9 protein-coding genes are annotated in these 12,373 nt (G+C 47.5%); 3 read left to right on the top strand and 6 right to left on the bottom strand.

Features of this window, described 5'->3' with window-relative positions:
* Positions 1-6 precede the first annotated feature (6 nt).
* The 5 genes from nuoL to AC1XTG_RS04975 form a co-directional block, all read right to left on the bottom strand.
* Positions 7-1,968 (bottom strand): NADH-quinone oxidoreductase subunit L, encoded by a 1,962-nt coding sequence (gene nuoL / locus AC1XTG_RS04995; protein ID WP_484841228.1) that lies wholly within the window; start codon positions 1,966-1,968, stop codon positions 7-9.
* A 61-nt stretch (positions 1,969-2,029) separates the two neighbouring features.
* Positions 2,030-3,244 (bottom strand): serine hydrolase domain-containing protein, encoded by a 1,215-nt coding sequence (locus AC1XTG_RS04990; RefSeq protein WP_056279721.1) that lies wholly within the window; start codon positions 3,242-3,244, stop codon positions 2,030-2,032.
* Positions 3,245-3,341: 97 nt separating this feature from the next.
* On the bottom strand, positions 3,342-4,481 hold the full coding sequence (locus AC1XTG_RS04985; RefSeq protein ID WP_484841227.1) for a T9SS type A sorting domain-containing protein: 1,140 nt from the start codon (positions 4,479-4,481) through the stop codon (positions 3,342-3,344).
* A gap of 457 nt (positions 4,482-4,938) precedes the next feature.
* Complete coding sequence (locus AC1XTG_RS04980; protein WP_484841226.1) at positions 4,939-6,645, bottom strand: PQQ-dependent sugar dehydrogenase; 1,707 nt, start codon at positions 6,643-6,645, stop codon at positions 4,939-4,941.
* 150 nt (positions 6,646-6,795) lie between these two features.
* Positions 6,796-7,974, bottom strand: a complete 1,179-nt coding sequence (locus AC1XTG_RS04975) for an AIR synthase related protein (RefSeq protein WP_484841225.1) — start codon at positions 7,972-7,974, stop codon at positions 6,796-6,798.
* A 237-nt stretch (positions 7,975-8,211) separates the two neighbouring features.
* Here AC1XTG_RS04975 and AC1XTG_RS04970 point away from each other — a divergent pair, with 237 nt between their 5' ends.
* Positions 8,212-8,724, top strand: coding sequence for a C40 family peptidase (locus AC1XTG_RS04970; RefSeq protein ID WP_484841224.1), 513 nt, complete (start codon positions 8,212-8,214; stop codon positions 8,722-8,724).
* A gap of 121 nt (positions 8,725-8,845) precedes the next feature.
* Here AC1XTG_RS04970 and tnpA read toward each other — a convergent pair whose 3' ends face one another.
* The gene (tnpA, locus tag AC1XTG_RS04965; protein ID WP_484841516.1) at positions 8,846-9,274 is read right to left on the bottom strand and encodes an IS200/IS605 family transposase; all 429 of its coding nucleotides are present in this window, start codon (positions 9,272-9,274) and stop codon (positions 8,846-8,848) included.
* A gap of 173 nt (positions 9,275-9,447) precedes the next feature.
* Between tnpA and argH the strand changes: the two genes are divergently transcribed.
* The gene (gene argH, locus AC1XTG_RS04960) at positions 9,448-10,785 is read left to right on the top strand and encodes an argininosuccinate lyase (protein WP_484841223.1); all 1,338 of its coding nucleotides are present in this window, start codon (positions 9,448-9,450) and stop codon (positions 10,783-10,785) included.
* A gap of 6 nt (positions 10,786-10,791) precedes the next feature.
* Positions 10,792-12,369 carry an FG-GAP repeat domain-containing protein gene (locus tag AC1XTG_RS04955; protein ID WP_484841222.1) on the top strand — a complete coding sequence of 526 codons (1,578 nt, stop codon included), beginning with the start codon at positions 10,792-10,794 and terminating at the stop codon, positions 12,367-12,369.
* Positions 12,370-12,373: the final 4 nt, after the last annotated feature.

Genomic DNA, 12,373 nt, shown 5'->3' with positions numbered 1-12,373 from the left:
GCGCTATCAAGCCAGTACGAGCCACAATATCAGAAAAAATAAGCCTGCCACAGTCACGAGGTAATACGATTGGATCCTGCCGTTTTGCAGACTTCGGGCCGCATTCCCGGCTGAGCGGATCGAAAACACAGTGAGGTTAACCCCGCCATCTACCACATTCCTGTCAATCCAGCTGATCACGTGCGCAGCTACTACACTACCTTTTGCTATCCAATCAACAACCGAGTCGATAATGCCTTTTTCAAACCTTTTGAATGTATTCGTAACAAACTCAAAGGGTATAATAAAGTAGCGCTCCTGCGAGTAGTCCCGGAGCCAGTTGAATGCGAATTTTTTTTCGGTTTCAGTTTCCAACCTATTTGATTCCAAACGGAATGGATTGGCGGCTTTTGTTTCGCGGTAAGCCAGGAAAATGAACAGGAAAGTAGTGGCGCTGGCCACAAACGGAACCCAGCTTAAATGCGCTGAATGCTCCGGTTGAAGGAAATGCAGGAACCAACCGTTTGCATCGAAAGGATTCCAAGAAAACCAGATAAACAAGGATAGTACCGACAGCAATAGCATCGGCGGCCACATCAAAGCAGGAGATTCGTGCGGGTGGACAGCCGCTGATGCTGTATATCTTTTCTCACCAAAAAACACCAGCCAAACCTGACGGGTCATGTAATAGGCAGTGAGCCCGGCCGAGAAAATGACGATCAACGGGAATATATATCCAACCGGACCAGCCAGTTTGGCCCAGAGAAATCCTTCGGTAATAATCGCATCTTTTGATAAAAACCCGGAGAAAAAAGGCAATCCTGCCAGCGCCGCCGCACAAACAGAAAAGCATATGAATGTGATCGGCAGGCTTCTTCTCAAACCACCCATAGTCCGCATATTTTGCGCGTCAAATACGGTATCTGTTTCTGAGGGAGTGACTGCGTGGATAACGGATCCGGCAGAGAGAAACAATCCGGCTTTAAAGAATGCGTGTGTGGCAAGGTGGAACATCGCAGTTTGCCAGCTACCAAAACCGATCGCCACGACCATCAGGCCCAGCTGCGACATGGTACTGTAAGCCAGCACCCGCTTGATATCCCATTCATTGAGCGCCTTCACTGCGCCGATCAGCATGGTGATCGTTCCGATGATCAGAATAACCACTTCTGCTTTAAAAGTGAGCATGAAAGAAATTCTCGCCATCAGGAAAATCCCCGCTGCAACCATGGTAGCTGCGTGAATCAATGCAGAAACGGGAGTGGGCCCTTCCATGGCGTCGGGCAGCCAGCCCGAGAGCGGGAATTGCGCCGATTTACCAACACAACCGCCAAAAAGACAAAGTCCGATTACGGTCAGCAGCCCAGGCGAAAGGTCGGCAATGGCGGTGGGAAGTACCTCAAAGTCGGTAGAACCAGTATAGTAGAATAGCATTAAAATACCCGTCAAAAAGGCTGCATCCCCTATCCTGTTCAGTACAAATGCCTTTTGCGCTGCCCATACCGGCCGCTTTTTAAAATACCAGAAACCAATCAGCAGATAGGAAGACAAGCCTACGAGTTCCCAGAAAATATACATCACCAGCAAGCTCCCGCCCAGCACAATCCCTACCATTGAAAAAAGGAAAAGTTGCAGGAAAGCGTAATACCTGTGCAGGTTATGGTCGCCGTGCATGTAGGAAATGGAATACAACTGAACCAGAAGTGCGACAAAATGCACAATGGCGAGCATGATGCAGGTAAGGAAGTCGAAGCGGAATGCGAGTTCAATGGAGGTATTTCCAATCACCAGCCAGTTGAACCTGACAATGTGAACTGCATCGGGATCAGCATAATAGAAGCTGATTATCAAGCCAGTCAATGTAGCTGCGGCACCAAGGTAGCCAGCCGCGTTATTCAGCTTTTTACCGCCCAGCCAAAGCGAAAGAAACCCCAGAAAAGGTACTCCCAGCAGCAGGTAAGCCGGCAAAAAATACGCAGAATCGGGCATAAGGCTGGGAACTGGTTGATTTCGGCAAATATCCTGAATTCGTGGCCGAATTCAAACAATGCTAGATGTCTTTCTCGATGTCTTCGATTTTACCGGAGCCGTGGATTACTTCCAGCAACTCTTTGAGATCGTAAGTCGAGCGGTTGTAGGAATTACCAAGAACTATGATCACAGCTTCATCTTCGGGAGAAACCCAGAGCATGGTATTGTAGCCTTTCCACCAGCCGCCGTGATAGATAAAGCGGGGTTTGTTGTCTTTCGTGATGTGCATCCGGAAACCGTAACCATAGTTGCGGATACCCGCGCGCTCGAAGCTGCGTGGCTTGAATGCTTCGTCCAGCAGCTTCTTGTCAATCAGCAAACCTTTGGTCAGCCCATTGTAAAACCTGTAAATATCGCCCGTAGTGGAATATAGCCCCTTGTCCCCTACCACTTCGTCGTAATAATCCTTGTCAAGACGGCGGCCAAACTGGTGCCCTGCTGTTCTGAACTTCCTCGCGGTGGCGGAGGTATCTGTCACCAGGAAGGTATTGATCATTCCCAGGGGGGTAAAAATCTGATCGTTGAGGTATTTACCAAAAGGTTCGCCCGTCACTTTTTCGGCGATAGCCGCGAGTACGCAGTAATTGGTGTTACAATAGTTGAATGAGCGCCCGGGGCGGTTGTAAGGTGTGGGTGTGGGCTTTACTTTGGCATACCAGTCCATGATATCCAGGTTATCGGGATACTTGCGGCCGTGGCGGATACTGTCTGTAAAAGAATAAATGTAGTTGGGCAACCCGCTCCGGTGACTCAGCAGCATATCAACTTTGACACCGTGATAAGGGAAGTCAGGAAAAAAACGCTGAACGGAATCGTCCAGACTTACTCTCCCTTCCTGGATCAGCTTCAATACTGCTACCGCGGTAAATGGCTTTGAAAGTGACGCCAGCTGAAATCTGGACGCGCTGGTAAGTGTATCTTTTTCCCTGATGTTGCCAAAACCAAAAGAGTCCTGGTAAAGGATTTCACCTTTTTGAACTATCAATACATTTCCATTAAAACCGGCCCGTTTTTTCCGCCTGAAAATATCCTCGATCTTGGTGATCTTCTCAGCTGTGGCCGCATCCGGTTTTTTGATTATTACCGGATCAAGGCCCGACATTGCTTTGGCACGTACAGCTACTTCTTCTTCTGTTTCCGGCTCGTTCCTTCTTACCAAACCCCAGGAAATCAACAGAACCACCACGACAGCGAGAGCTGTCCACCAAACCTTCGGCTGCACTTTTTTCAACATTGGCTGCGGGCCTTTAAATTATTCAGAACGTTGTGAATTGTAAATGGCTATGCACCATCTTTTATGCTTTATATACACAAATTAAGCATAGAATCTTTTACCGAACTAGTATTTTAACATGTTCTTTCCCAATATTTTTCTGATAAATCAGGAAGTATAAACCGGGATCAAGACGGGTTAACGGCCGCAAAACGAGCGTGTTATTTGCTGTTTTCTGATATTCAAATGCAATCCTGATACCGGCAGATGAAGTAAGTACAAGCGCCTGCGGATCTTTCGGTATTCCGCTTATTATGATTTTTTCGGGATCAGCCGGATTGGGCATGATCTGCATGAATGTGCTGCTCCTGGTTTCGATCATAACATCGACTGTCTGGGAGAGTGCGAAGCTTCCATCCTTATCAACCAGGCGAAGACGATAGTAGCTCGCTCCGGCAGCCGGTAATTCATCTTTAAAGTGATAAACCCTGCGCCCCTCCGATTCACCCGCAGCAGGAACCTCACCCACTTCTTTAAAACGGATCAGATCAACACTTTTCTCAACCACAAAAATGCTGCTGTTGTGCTCGGAGGCTGTTTCCCAATGCAGATCTACATGATCTTCGGCGGTTGTTGCTTTAAAATAAGTCAGGCTAACCGGCAGGATAATCGGGTGCACCAGCCCGTTAACAATGATTTCATCAAACCAGAGTACACCGTGAATACTCGGCGCATTGTAGGCATAAATGCGAAAGGAGAAGGTATTGTCAGACAAAAATGGAAAGTTGACCGGCACAACATAGGTATTGAACTGATTTAAGTTGCTGATCAGAAAAGCATCGATATCATTGGTAAAATGGTCAGCTGAGGAACGTACTTTGATCTGACTGGGGCCGGTCCCAGAGCGGCGCAGTCGAAATGAGAAAGAGGTAATGCTGTATTTGAACGAATTGGCCGAGAATGCAAACTCCATTGACCGGGCCGTCGTAAAGCTGGTGGGCCACGGCCGCGTGATATAACCTGTGCCAATCGCACCTCCGGGACTGTAAACCGTCGGCAACGTATATGCATTGGCTCCTCCCAGCAAAGTCGCATTCACGGGAGTAAAGTTGGCGTGGCTCGAAGTCCCCGCCTGCGTGTAGTCCATCGACCATTTTATATGGAAAGCCTCTTGCGCACATGCAGTCTGCGAAAGCGGTGGCCAGATCGAAAGCATTACCATTAAGTACCTCAATGTGAACAGGAAATGTGTTTTCATCAGCCAGTATGATTAAGTAAGATTTACAGTATTTACTTAATCATTACGGTAATTCCACAAAATAGTAACAGGTACATTAGGGAAGAGACACAGTTTAATTTTATGGAATTATTCCTCTTTAATGGATATATTCCATATATTTGTACTTAATGTTAGCACAAGAATCAAATTGGGTTTTAGGGTTGTATAATGAAAACACCTTGTTTGCCATGTGAACAAGGTGTTTCTGTTTTTTAAACTATCATTAACCGATTCACTTTTGGAAAACAGGAGCCGATCAGGAGTATGCAGCTTCTCGGAGCTGAATGTATGCAGATTGCTTTATTCCGCTAAAAAAGCATATTTATAAATGCGGATGACCAATCATACAACTGTGCATGCTGGATGTTCTTACCGGATTTGCTTCCATTTTATTTGGTGGTAAATCAGCAGCTTGGCCAGCAATCAGTTCGGGTGGTCATTCAGTGATCAATACCTTTTCGTGAACAACCCCGCTTTCATTTTCCAGTCGGACAATGTAAAGGCCGGAGGCCGCTTCGTGAATGGGAATGGTTACTGCTCCGCTCTTACCCGCGATTTTCTCTTTCAAGAACACCTGTCCGTTTGCATTCACCAGCTCCACCGACTGGAATGGGCGGTCGAGCACCAGGTTAAGCTCATTGTTACTGATAATCGTCGGCCGCGCGTAAGTGCTTACCGGAGCGGACTCATCCGTTTTTACGGTAATGATCTTCGAATGCTCGTAACTATCATCAGCTTCGATCATTTTCAGCCGGTAGTAAAGGTTTCCGGTGTTCTTGGTCAAATGTGAAAATACGTAGCGAGTACCGTTCGCGGCATTTTCAGCAGGTACATTTCCAACGGTTTCAAAGTTTCTCGCATTCATACTAAACTCTACGTCGAAACCCTTGAAACGCTCTTCCATTGTTGTGTTCCAGGTAAGCTTAATGCCCTCGTTTCCTTTGAAACCTTCAAAATTGGCCAGCTTTACAGGCAGCGGTTCATCTGCAAAAATCCTGAAAACGGCGTCGGCTTTTACGGCGTAAATCTCACCCGCTTCATCCTCTCCTATCTCCCTCGTTCCGGCCAATGCGCCTTCCTGATAACCCGTGTAAGATTGGCTGCGCAGGATTTTGTGGATTTCGCCAGAAGAATAGTCTGTCCCGATGTACCAGCCTTGCATCAGCAGCGACCTGGTTCCACGGTACACCCGCCCGCCGATCACCGAGTTACCCCGGGCGGCTCCATTGACGTAGGTGTAAATGGGCGCGACGTAGTTGGATGCGGGAAGACAGCCGGTGCGGTCGATGTTGGGAGTGGGAATATCGCCTTCATAGCACCGCCAGCCAAAGTTGGAGCCTCCCAAAGTTCCCTCTGCGCGGAAGTTAATTTCCTCCTTTGCACCCTGCCCCACATCGCCGATCCAGGCATCGCCGGTAAGTCTGTCGAAACTCCACCTGAAAGGGTTTCGCAGACCGGAGGCGAAAACAGGACTTCCGGCAACAGGATTATCACCAGGTATCTGGTAAGCCTGCTCTACGCCGCCGGGCACATTCACATCAATCCGCAAAATCTTGCCAAGCAGACTGTTCAGGTTCTGACCGTTGTTGGATGGGTCGTTTTGGCCGCCGCCGTCGCCAATTGATGCGTAAAGGAAGCCGTCGGGCCCGAAGTGGATTGCGCCGCCATTATGGTTACTGTTGACAGGATGCGGGATTTTTAGGATCTCGAAGAAAGTACCTGGCGCAGCCGCATTGCCAGCTGCCGTGTATCGCCCGATCACCAGGTCGCCTGCCAGATCAGTAAAGTAGGTGTACAGGTATCCATTAGATTCAAAGTTGGGGTGAAAAGTGATACTCAACAAGCCCCCTTCACCTTCTACTCCGACGCGGGGCGATGGGCTGTTCATGTTTAAAAACGTAACAGGCGTGGTAGGCGCTGCCGGCAGAAAAACTTTGATAAGTCCTGCGCGCTCTGCGATAAAGATCCGGTTGGAGCCGTCGCCGGCATGCGTGAGCTGCATAGCTTCTTCCAAACCTGTAATATCCGGATTTTCAACATCGATCCGAATGTCTGGAATCTGCGCAAATGCATTTGTAAGTGTTAGAAGTGTCAGGCAAAATGCAGTGAGCAGCTTGAAGTTCAATTGTTTAAGTCTTTTCATAATCCGTCGTTTAGTAAATGAAAATTGTAACAATACTTCTATAAAATATGAACTTATACTACAAATCTTGTACCCTGGAAAAATGGTCTGGCACAAAAAAGAGAGCCTCCCGGATTTACCGGAAGGCTCTGCCTCTATACTTATAATCTGCTAATAGGTGAATGTCCCGAACTCGCTTTGTATGGTTAGCTTCCGGGCAGCTGCCTCTTCCACTCTACCGACGATCTGCGCCGGGATTCCAAAGGACTCTGCCAATGCAATCGCCTGATTTGCGTGTTGTTCGGGAAGGTAAATTTCAAGCCTGTGTCCCATATTAAAAACCTTGTACATTTCCTCCCAGCTGGTACCGCTTTCCTCGCGGATCATGCGGAACAACGGAGGAATGGGGAGCAGATTATCCTTGATGATGTGCAGGTTATCAACAAAGTGTAGAATCTTGGTTTGCGCTCCGCCACTGCAATGTACCATGCCATGGATCTGCGGCCTGATCTCGTCGAGCAGTGCCTTGGCGAGCGGCGCGTAGGTGCGTGTGGGAGAAAGAATCAGCTGACCTACATTCAGCGGCGTACCTTCCACCGGATCGGTGAGGTTTTTACTACCGCTGTAAATCAGGTCTTCATTCACTTCTGGATCGAAGCTTTCCGAGTATTTTTTGAGGTATTTACCGAGTATATCGTGCCGGGCAGAAGTCAGTCCGTTGCTTCCCATTCCGCCATTGTACTGCTCTTCATAGCTTGCCTGACCGTACGACGCAAAACCAACGATCACGTCGCCGGGGCGGATATTTGCATTATCTACCACCTGGTCCCGCCGCATCCTGGCGATTACGGTACTGTTAACCGTAACTGTTCTGACGAGATCGCCCACATCGGCTGTTTCGCCGCCCGTGCTGTAAATCTCCACTCCGTAACTCCGCAGCATTTCGAGCACCTCTTCGGCGCCATTGATTATTTCAGCGATTACTTCGCCGGGAATGCGGTTCTTGTTCCTGTCGATCGTGGAAGAATAAAGCATTGGTCCGGTGGCGCCCACGCAAAGCAGATCATCTGTATTCATGACGATAGCATCCTGCGCAATTCCTTTCCAAACAGAGATATCGCCGGTTTCTTTCCAATACAGATAGGCCAGGGAAGTTTTGGTTCCGGCGCCGTCTGCATGCATGATGGTGCAATAATCCGGATCACCGGCAAGGGTGTCGGGTACTATTTTGCAAAAAGCTTTTGGAAAAATTCCTTTGTCGATTTTCTCGATGGCCTTATGTACATCTTCTTTCGAAGCCGAGACACCGCGTTGCAGGTAACGGTCGGTATTTTTGATTTGCTGGGTCATTATCGGTCAGTTCCTTTCTGCCACAAAAGTAGGCAAAAAGCCCTTTAAAGCTTTACTTTAATGACTTCCGCCTTAACTCATTGAAATCAGCAGCTTACAAATTATTCTAATTTTTTAGTTAAAATTAATATAGGATACTCAAAAAGAAGCGTTTAGATTTACAATATATCGTTTCAAAGATCGAAAACGATAGAACCTATTGTTTGAGAGTTAAGAGTTGCTATCCTACTACCCTTCATGACAATTGTTAAGCGTTTTGTTTTCCTTTTTGCCGGGTTATTGCTTCTTAATGCTGTTGATAACCGTTCTTTTGGCAAGAGTTTACCTACCAATGAAACCAAGTCCGACTCGCTCGGCAGTGTTGAATCCCTTGTCTCCTTTGCTACCAAGCACCTGCATATTCCCTACCGCTCTGGCGGCACTTCCCGGAAAGGCTTTGATTGTTCCGGCTTTGTTCGATACTGTTTTGACAAGCTGAATGTAACGCTTCCTCATTCCAGCGCAGCCCAGGCCGACCATGGTGAAATTATTGATCTGGATAATGCAAAGCCCGGAGACCTGATCTTCTTTAAAGGTGAGAGTACCAAGAGCAAACGCATTGGCCACGTGGGCATTATCACGGAAGTTTCTCCGGGTTATGTCAAATTCATCCACTCTGCATTTAAAGGCGGCATTCGCTACGACTTGCTAAACGCATCCTATTACCACAAGCGTTTCGTTGCCGTGAAGCGCATTTTGTCGGCGCAGTGAAACTGTTTCCCGTTTCCTAATTCTCGTTTTCCGTTCGCTGAAGCGAGCGGCCATAGATTTCTTTGGAAGCAGCTATGCTGCCCAAAAAAAATCCCTAGCCGTCGGCTTCAGCCGACGGAATCTAGATTGATGGCCAATTATATTTTTTGGCGAAGCGGTTGATTTCTTCTATAAAAGTTTGTTTGCTGTGATGCGCTTCCTGGTTCAGGATGTAATTTCTCACCCTGGCGACGTGCTTTTCGCTCACGCTGACTGCCCAGTAATCATCCTGCCAGGTAAACTTATTAGCGGTCAATTTATTCTGATTGATCCAGCAGGCAGATTCTCCTTTGATTAACTGCACCACCTTACTAACAGACTGCTCCCGCCCGAGACACACCAGACAATGTGCGTGATCGTAGTAACCATTCACAACGTCGATGTAAATGCCCTTCTTTTTAGCATTCTCTTTAATATGAAAAAACACCTTTTTTCGTATCCCGTCATGCAGGTAATGATTCCGGTATTTAGTTGCAAAAACAATGTGAACCCAGATGCTCGTCCAGCTCATACAAATGATAATTAGTAAAATCATTTGACGACAACCTGCTAGAAAAGTAACGCTGCCCTTTCGTTCAGCTGAAAAACTATAATTTCAATTCGGCGGGCTGTTGTTGCAGTATAAACTGGATTGAGAGTAAATTTGAAGAATTGTTCTCGTCAAATCAGCTAACCACATTCGTTTTGAAACTCTGGCAAAAGGAAAATACAGTCACTTCTGAGAAAATAGAAAAGTTTACAGTTGGTAAAGACCGCGAGATGGATTTGCATCTGGCAGAGTTTGATGTGCTTGGAAACATTGCACATGCGACCATGCTCGAAACTATCGGCTTACTGACCAGCGACGATCTGAAAGCACTGAAAGAAGAGCTGAAAAATATTTATGCAGAGATCCAAAAGGGCGAATTTGAGATTGAAGACGGCGTCGAAGATGTGCATTCGCAGGTGGAGCTGCTACTAACCAGAAAGCTGGGGGATACCGGCAAAAAGATTCATAGCGGGCGCTCCCGGAATGACCAGGTGCTGGTGGATATGAAGCTTTTTACACGTTCGCGCTTGTTTGAAGTGGTACAGGCAACGGAAAAGCTCTTTAATGTTTTGATCCAAAAATCAGAACAGCACAAAAATGACCTTTTACCGGGTTATACCCATTTGCAGATCGCAATGCCCTCTTCCTTCGGACTTTGGTTTGGCGCGTATGCGGAGGGTTTGATCGATGATATGATTCAGTTGAATGCAGCGTATCGCCTGGCCAATCGCAACCCGCTTGGTTCGGGAGCTGGTTACGGATCTTCTTTTCCGCTCAATCGCCAGCTAACTACCGACTTACTGGGTTTTGAGGGAATGCATCATAATGTAGTATATGCGCAAATGAGCCGTGGACGTACCGAACAAGCTGCATTGACCGCTATTTCGTCTCTCGCAGCAACCGTATCCCGGCTTGCTATGGATGTTTGCCTTTACAATAGCCAGAACTTCGGTTTTATCGTTTTACCGGACGATCTCACAACGGGCAGCAGCATTATGCCACACAAGAAAAACCCGGACGTGGCCGAGCTGCTTCGTGCCAAAACCAATCGGATGAAAGCGCTTCCGATGGAAATAACAATGGTTTTGAGCAATCTTCCATCAGGCTACCACCGCGATATGCAGCTCCTGAAAGAGATTTTAATGCCTGCCTTTGACGAGATTCTGGACTGCCTCGATATAGCTGCTTTCATGCTCCAAAACATGAAGGTGAAAGAAAACCTGCTCGCTGATTCGAAGTACGACCTGCTGTTCAGCGTGGAACGCGTGAATGAATTGGTGATCAGCGGCGTTCCATTCCGCGATGCATACCGGCAGGTGGGTACCGAGATCGCCGAAGGCACTTACAATCCTCCCCGCGAACTGAAACATACGCACGAAGGCAGCATCGGAAATTTACAAACTGCCGAGATTGCACAAAGAATGCAGAAAGAACTTGCTGCTTTTGGTTATGACAAAGTACAAGCGGCGCTCGATCAACTGGTAGGACAATAAAAGCCAATGCTTATCCAAAAAAGAGGATTGCTCGTTTCTTTTTTTATTTGGATTGTTTGTCTGTCCATTAACGTGGCCTGGAAGTCTCCCGGCGGGCATTCTGTTGTTTTTAGCAAGAATCAGCAAGTCGATTCTGTTGCAGAAGGAAGGCAATTGGCGAAAGCTTATTGTGCGCGTTGTCACCTTTTTCCTGAACCTGCATTACTGGATAAAAATACGTGGGTAAGCAGCGTGCTTCCCAATATGGGACAGCGGCTCGGGCTGCGGTTTCCCGGTAAAGATCCATTCGCCGACCTGCTTCCCGAGGAGGAGCAGGCAATCCGCAAGCTGTCCATTTATCCGAATACGCCATTGATCCAGCAAGCTGATTGGGATAAAATTGTAGCTTACTACCGGCACGAAGCGCCCGCCGAGCCGCTCACGCAAGCTGATAACCTGTCCATTTCTGATTCACTTCCCTTGTTCCGGGGACAGTACCTGACTGTGTCAGACAATGCAGTACCGAAAACCACACTCCTTAAATTCGATCCGCGCACTGCTCAATTGTACGTTGGCGATGATCAGCAAGCTTTATTTGTGTTAAATAACGCAATGCAGCTGAAAGAGAACTTCTGGATCGACTCTGCGCCTACCGATATCGACTTTCCGGAAAATGCCCCACCGAGGCTGCTGACAATCGGTGTCTTTGCTCCTTCTGAGCGGCGGGAAGGCAGATTGATGTCGGTTTCCAAAACGCCCGTAGCGCCGCAATCACTGGTGAATATCCAGGCTTTGCCGCGGCCCGTTCAGTTCACAAGCGGGGACCTTAACATGGACGGGAAAGATGATGCATTGATCTGCGGATTTGGAAACCATTCGGGAAAGCTGCTCTGGCTGGATGGTTTTGACCCAAATAAAGAACATATCTTAAAAGAACTGCCCGGTGCAAGGCGTGCGCAGATTGTTAACTTTAACAAAGACAAAAAACCTGACGTAATTGCATTGATGGCGCAGGCCAGGGAGGAAATTTCGATCTTCTACAATCTTGGGAATGGAAAATTCAGGGAAAAGGTGCTGCTGCAATTCCCCCCTTCGTATGGCATGAGCTACTTCGAACTGGCAGATTTCAATAAAGACGGGTTTCAGGATATCCTGCTTACCAATGGAGACAACTGGGACCTTTCAAACGTGCCTAAGAATTACCACGGCGTGAGGCTTTACCTGAATGACGGAAAAGATAATTTCAAACTTGCCTGGTTTTATCCACTTTACGGTGCAAGCAAGGCTGTTGCCAGAGATTTCGATAACGATGGGGATATTGACATTGCAGCTACCTCATTTTACACTGACCTGGAAAATCCCGCGCATGGATTCGTGTACCTCTCCAATGAAGGTAAAATGAACTTTAAAGCTTCATCTACGCCGCTGGCAGGTGCAGGAAAATGGCTGACAATGGAAGCAGGCGATTTTGATAAAGACGGAGATATCGACATTGTACTAGGCTCCTATTTTCATACGATCGGAGAAGTGAGCAAGCTTATGGCGCGCGGCACTGTGTCATTTCCTCAGCTGCTGGTGTTAACCAATCGTAAAAACGATAAGTAGTAAA

Source organism: Dyadobacter sp. HNCC25DJ183 (assembly GCF_056895175.1).
Note: the sequence above shows the minus strand (reverse complement) of the source record. Positions and strands in the feature narration are given on the sequence as shown.

Coding starts and splice junctions, on each gene's coding strand:
- nuoL (WP_484841228.1), bottom strand. CDS start 1,968: ATGCCCGATTCTGCGTATTTTTTGCCGGCTTACCTGCTGCTGGGAGTA.
- AC1XTG_RS04975 (WP_484841225.1), bottom strand. CDS start 7,974: ATGACCCAGCAAATCAAAAATACCGACCGTTACCTGCAACGCGGTGTC.
- AC1XTG_RS04955 (WP_484841222.1), top strand. CDS start 10,792: ATGCTTATCCAAAAAAGAGGATTGCTCGTTTCTTTTTTTATTTGGATT.
- AC1XTG_RS04990 (WP_056279721.1), bottom strand. CDS start 3,244: ATGTTGAAAAAAGTGCAGCCGAAGGTTTGGTGGACAGCTCTCGCTGTC.
- tnpA (WP_484841516.1), bottom strand. CDS start 9,274: ATGAGCTGGACGAGCATCTGGGTTCACATTGTTTTTGCAACTAAATAC.
- AC1XTG_RS04970 (WP_484841224.1), top strand. CDS start 8,212: ATGACAATTGTTAAGCGTTTTGTTTTCCTTTTTGCCGGGTTATTGCTT.
- AC1XTG_RS04980 (WP_484841226.1), bottom strand. CDS start 6,645: ATGAAAAGACTTAAACAATTGAACTTCAAGCTGCTCACTGCATTTTGC.
- AC1XTG_RS04985 (WP_484841227.1), bottom strand. CDS start 4,481: ATGAAAACACATTTCCTGTTCACATTGAGGTACTTAATGGTAATGCTT.